General features: G+C 65.4%; 5 protein-coding genes. All 5 read left to right on the top strand.

Annotation, left to right across the window (positions count from 1 at the left end; genetic code table 11):
• On the top strand, positions 1-541 hold a 541-nt coding region (locus JKG67_RS18300; RefSeq protein ID WP_203338801.1), incomplete at its 5' end, for a C2 domain-containing protein.
• Positions 542-805: 264 nt separating this feature from the next.
• On the top strand, positions 806-1,570 hold the full coding sequence (locus JKG67_RS18295; protein WP_203338800.1) for a hypothetical protein: 765 nt from the start codon (positions 806-808) through the stop codon (positions 1,568-1,570).
• Positions 1,571-1,701: 131 nt separating this feature from the next.
• Positions 1,702-2,574 (top strand): hypothetical protein, encoded by an 873-nt coding sequence (locus JKG67_RS18290; RefSeq protein ID WP_203338799.1) that lies wholly within the window; start codon positions 1,702-1,704, stop codon positions 2,572-2,574.
• 461 nt (positions 2,575-3,035) lie between these two features.
• Positions 3,036-3,578, top strand: a complete 543-nt coding sequence (locus tag JKG67_RS18285) for a hypothetical protein (protein ID WP_203338798.1) — start codon at positions 3,036-3,038, stop codon at positions 3,576-3,578.
• A gap of 212 nt (positions 3,579-3,790) precedes the next feature.
• Positions 3,791-4,591: a hypothetical protein gene (locus tag JKG67_RS18280; protein WP_203338797.1), complete on the top strand. Its 801-nt coding sequence runs from the start codon at positions 3,791-3,793 to the stop codon at positions 4,589-4,591.
• The last annotated feature ends 332 nt before the right edge of the window (positions 4,592-4,923 follow it).

Below are 4,923 nucleotides of genomic sequence, written 5' to 3'. Positions count from 1 at the left end.
GGGGGAGCAGACGGTGCGGTTTCAGGTGAATCGCAGTGGTGTGGGGGCGGAGGAGTTGCGGTCGTTGTTGGAGAAGGTGGTGGCGCAGGTTTCTCCGGCGATGGTGGAGCATCCGGTGGTGTTGCCGTCAGAGTGCCCTGCGGTGGATCACCCGGTCATCGCTCGGTTGTTGGGGGAGGTGGAGTATGCCCGCGGTGACGCAGGGTGGGGTTGCTCGTACTTGTCGTCGGAAGGGGTGGCTCTGCAGGCCAGCGGGTGGGTGTTGAGCCCGGAGGCTTTGGCTCAGGAGACCGCGAGTCGTGACAGCAACGTGGCGGCGGGTCGCACGCGTGAACTTGAAGGCGGGCGGGGTATGGCGCGGACTCGTTCTCTTAACCCAGCGGTTTGGCGGGACTTCGCCACCGTCGCCGAGGCTCGTCAGAAGTTGCAGGTGGAGTTGATGGACGTGGAATCGCGGTCGCGTCCGGTGGGGGTGTCGGAGGCGGACTTTGATGAGTTGATGGATGTGTTGATCGAGGCGTGGCGGGACGCGGTGGGTTGAGTGCATCGCAGTGTTCTCGGGATCGGGGTAGTGGTGGTCGGGCTGTTGTTGGCGGGCTGTACGGGTGGCGGGTCGTCGGAGCCGACGGGTGCTCCGGCCCCCACCACTGAGCCCACCACTGAGCCCGCCCCGACGGTCGAGCCTGTCGAGGCCCCCGTGGATCCGTGTGGGTTGTTTGATCCTGAGGACTACGAGCGGTGGCGGACCGGGGATCAGGCGCCGCGGGTGTCGATGTTCGGTCCTCCCGCTTCGGCGGTGTGTCTGATGCCGTCGCAGTGGGGGATCGGGTCCGATGTGCTGATCGGGTACACGATGGTGCCCGGTGACCTGTTCGAGGACGAGCAGCGCGAGCTCGCGACCAACACCAACTTTGGTGAACTTGTGGCGTGGGATGGGATCGGTGATGCGGCGTTCGGGTATACGGAGCGGTTGCCGGTGCGGGTGGCGTACCACACTCCGGCTGGTCACACGATGGGCGCGGCGCGGGTGGGGGAGCACACGGTGTGGGTGCGGGTGAATCGGAGCATGGTGCCGTTGGAGGATGTGCGGCCGTTGCTGGAGAAGGTGGTCGCGGGGGTTTCTCCGGCGATGCATGAGCATCAGATCGTGTTGCCCGATGAGTGCCCTGCGCCGGATCACCCGGTGATCGCCCGTGTGTTCGGTGAGGTGGAGTACGCCCGCGGTGATGCGGGGTGGGGGTGCTCCTATATCTCCTCCCACGGCTGGGCATTGAGGACGACCGGCTACGCGTTGAGTCCGGAGGCCCTGAAGGCAGAGAACGAGAGCAGTGCCAGGAATCTTGCGTCCGGGACGACGCGCAAGGTGCCGGCGCCGGCGGGGATGGTGCGGACTCGGGGCACTGATGATCGTGAGTGGTTGGACTTTGTGACGGTCGATGCGACCCGCCAGAAGCTGGAGGTCAGTCTTCGGGATGCGGAGTCGGGGTCGCGTCCTACAGGTGTGTCGGAGGCGGACTTTGATGAGTTGATGGATGTGTTGATCCAGGCGTGGCGGGATGCGGTGGGTTGATGCGGGGTCTTCTCGGGGTGGCGGTGGTGGTCGGCGTGTTGTTGGCTGGCTGCACGGGTGGTGGGTCTTCGGTGCCGACGGGTGCCCCTGACCCTGTCACCGAGCCGGCTCCTACGGCTGAGCCGCCGTCGGTGCCGGTGGATCCGTGCGATCTGTTGGATCCTGAGGACTATGCGCAGTGGCGCACCGGGGACCAGAAGCCCGTGGTCGTGTTCAATCCGACCCTGCGTCAGGCGGTTTGCGAAGCGCCGCCTCACTGGGGCGTCGGCGTCGAAGTCATCTTTGGGTACTCGGTGGGTCCGTCTGATGCGTTCGTGCGGGAGCGGTCTCGGTGGCGTGGGGATGCGGCTGAGTTTGTGGTGTGGGAGGGGATTGGTGATGAGGCGTGGGGGTTCTCTGATCGGTTGGCGTTGAGGTTGGCGTATCACACGGCGGCTGGTCAGGCGCAGGCGTGGGCTCGGGTGGGGGAGCAGACGGTGCGGTTGCGGGTGAATCGCAGTGGTGTGGGGGCGGAGGAGTTGCGGCCGTTGTTGGAGAAGCTGGTCGGGCAGGTCTCGCCAGCGATGCACGAGCATTCGATCGTTGTGCCCGAGGCGTGCCCTTCGGTGGATCATCCGACCATTTATCGGACGTTGGGTGAGGTTACGTACGCCCGGGGAGACAGCGCATGGGCCTGCTCGTACGAGTTCAGGAACGGAGCGTCCCTGTTGGCGCAGGGGATGGAGTTGAGCGCGGAGGCTCTCACAGAGGAGCGCGAGATCGCTGATGAGGTGCTGGCGTCGGGCGGCGTTCGCGAACTCAGAGCAGAGCGAGGGACCGCGCGGGTGCGGTCGACGAGTGACACTGCCTGGCGCGAATACGTAACCGTCGCGGCCACACGTCAGATGTTGCAGGTGGACCTGTCGCACGTCGAGTCGCGGTCGCGTCCGGTGGGTGTGTCGGAGGCGGACTTTGATGAGCTGATGGACCTCATGATCGAGGCGTGGCGGGATGCGGTGGGTTGATGCGGGGTCTTCTCGGGGTGGCGGTGGTGGTCGGCGTGTTGTTGGCTGGCTGCACGGGTGGTGGGTCTTCGGTGCCGACGGGTGCCCCTGACCCTGTCACCGAGCCGGCTCCTACGGCTGAGCCGCCGTCGGTGCCGGTGGATCCGTGCGATCTGTTGGATCCTGAGGATTACGCGGAGTGGCGGACCGGGGATCGGCCTGGAACGCGGACCTTGTACGCGTCGGATTTGGAGGCGGCGTGCGTGTGGCGGCCGCATTGGGGGATCGGTGTGGAGGTGTTGGTCGGGTACTCGGTGGGTCCGTCTGATGCGTTCGTGCGGGAGCGGTCTCGGTGGCGTGGGGATGCGGCTGAGTTTGTGGTGTGGGAGGGGGTTGGTGATGAGGCGTGGGGGTTCTCTGATCGGTTGGCGTTGAGGTTGGCGTATCACACGGCGGCTGGTCAGGCGCAGGCGTGGGCTCGGGTGGGGGAGCAGACGGTGCGGTTGCGGGTGAATCGCAGTGGTGTGGGGGCGGAGGAGTTGCGGCCGTTGTTGGAGAAGGTGGTGGCGCAGGTTTCTCCGGCGATGGTGGAGCATCCGGTGGTGTTGCCGTCAGAGTGCCCTGCGGTGGATCACCCGGTGATCGCTCGGGTGTTGGGGGAGGTGGAGTACGCCCGCGGTGACGCAGGGTGGGGTTGCTCCTACTTTTCGAGAAAGGGCAGCCATCTCGGGGCAGTGGGATGGACACTCAGTCCCGAGGCAATGGCTCAAGAAGCCGAGATTGGTGCGGACAGTGTCTCGGCAGGGCGTTTGCGGGTGATTGAAACGGACGGGGCGAGCCTGCACACGAGGTCGAACAGTGAGACAAACTGGAGTGACATCGTCACCATCGAGGAGTTGCGCCAACAGATGCAGGTCACCCTGTTCGACGTGGAGTCACGGTCGCGTCCGGTGGGGGTGTCGGAGGCGGACTTCGAAGAGCTGATGGACCTCATGATCGAGGCGTGGCGGGATGCGGTGGGTTGATGCGTCGTAGTGTTCTCGGAGTAGTGGTGGCTGGCCTAGTGTTGGCTGCCTGCACTGGTGGTGGGGTGTCGGAGCCGACTGGTTCCCCGGCTCCCACGACGGGGCCAGCTCCCACGGCTGAGCCGACCTCGCCGGTCGAGGCCCCGGTGGATCCGTGTGACCTGTTGGGTCCCGAGGACTATGCGCAGTGGCGCACCGGGGACCAGTTACCGGTGGTCGCGCTGAATGTCCGCACATTGGGGGCGTCGTGTTGGGTGCGCCCCCAATGGGGGATCGGGAACGAAGTGGTGTTCGGGTACTTGGTGGCGCCGAGTGACCTGTTTGAGCGGATCCGGGATCGCCGGCGTGGGGACTCGGTTGAGTTCGTGGCCTGGGATGGGATCGGCGATGCGGCGTTCGGGTACTACGACCGGTTGCCGTTGAGGGCGGCCTATCACACGGCAGCTGGTCACGCGGAAGGTTTGGCGCGGGTGGGCGATCAGGTGGTGTGGGTGCGGCTGAACCGGAGTAATGCGGGTGTGGAGGATGTGCGGCCGTTGTTGGAGAAGGTCGTGGCGCAGGTTTCTCCGGCGATGGTGGAGCATCCGGTGGTGTTGCCGTCCGAATGTCCTGCAGTGGATCACCCGCTGATCAACCGGTTGTTGGGAGAGGTGGAGTATGCCCGCGGTGACCCGGGGTGGACGTGCTCGTATGTGTCTTCTGCGGGGTTGGGGTTGCAGACGGAGGGTTGGGTCTTGAGCCCGGAAGCGTTGGCGAAGGAGAACGAAATGAGAGCCGACAACATCGCAGAAGGGCGCAGTCGTGATGTCGAGGCTGAGCATGGAGTGTCGCGGACGCGTTCTAGTGGCGAAGACGCCTGGGTGGAGTGGGTCACTGTCCATGACCTCAGCCAGGAACTCCAGGTCGAGTTGGTCGACTTGGAGTCGCGGTCGAAGCCGGTGGGGGTGTCGGAGGCGGACTTCGATGAGCTGATGGACCTCATGATCGAGGCGTGGCGGGATGCGGTGGCTTGATGCATCGCAGTGTTCTCGGAGTAGTGGCGGCTGGCCTGGTGGTGGTGTTGGCTGGCTGCACTGGTGGTGGGGTGTCGGTGGTCGAGCCCACAGGTGCCCCGGCAACGACTGAGCCGGAGCCCACCCCGACGGCTGAGCCGCCGTCGGTGCCGGTGGATCCGTGTGAGTTGTTGGATCCTGAGGACTACGCGCAGTGGCGCACGGGTAACCGTCCAGCAACGCAGACGCTGTATGCCAGGACAGTGGAGGCAGTCTGTGAGATCACCCCCCATTGGGGGATCGGTGTGGAGGTGTTGGTCGGGTACTCGGTGGGTCCGTCTGATGCGTTCGTG

Source organism: Nocardioides limicola, assembly GCF_016827675.1.
Lineage (GTDB): Bacteria > Actinomycetota > Actinomycetes > Propionibacteriales > Nocardioidaceae > Nocardioides > Nocardioides limicola.
The sequence above is the reverse complement of the archived record's forward strand: the minus strand, read 5'-3'. Positions and strand labels throughout refer to the sequence as shown.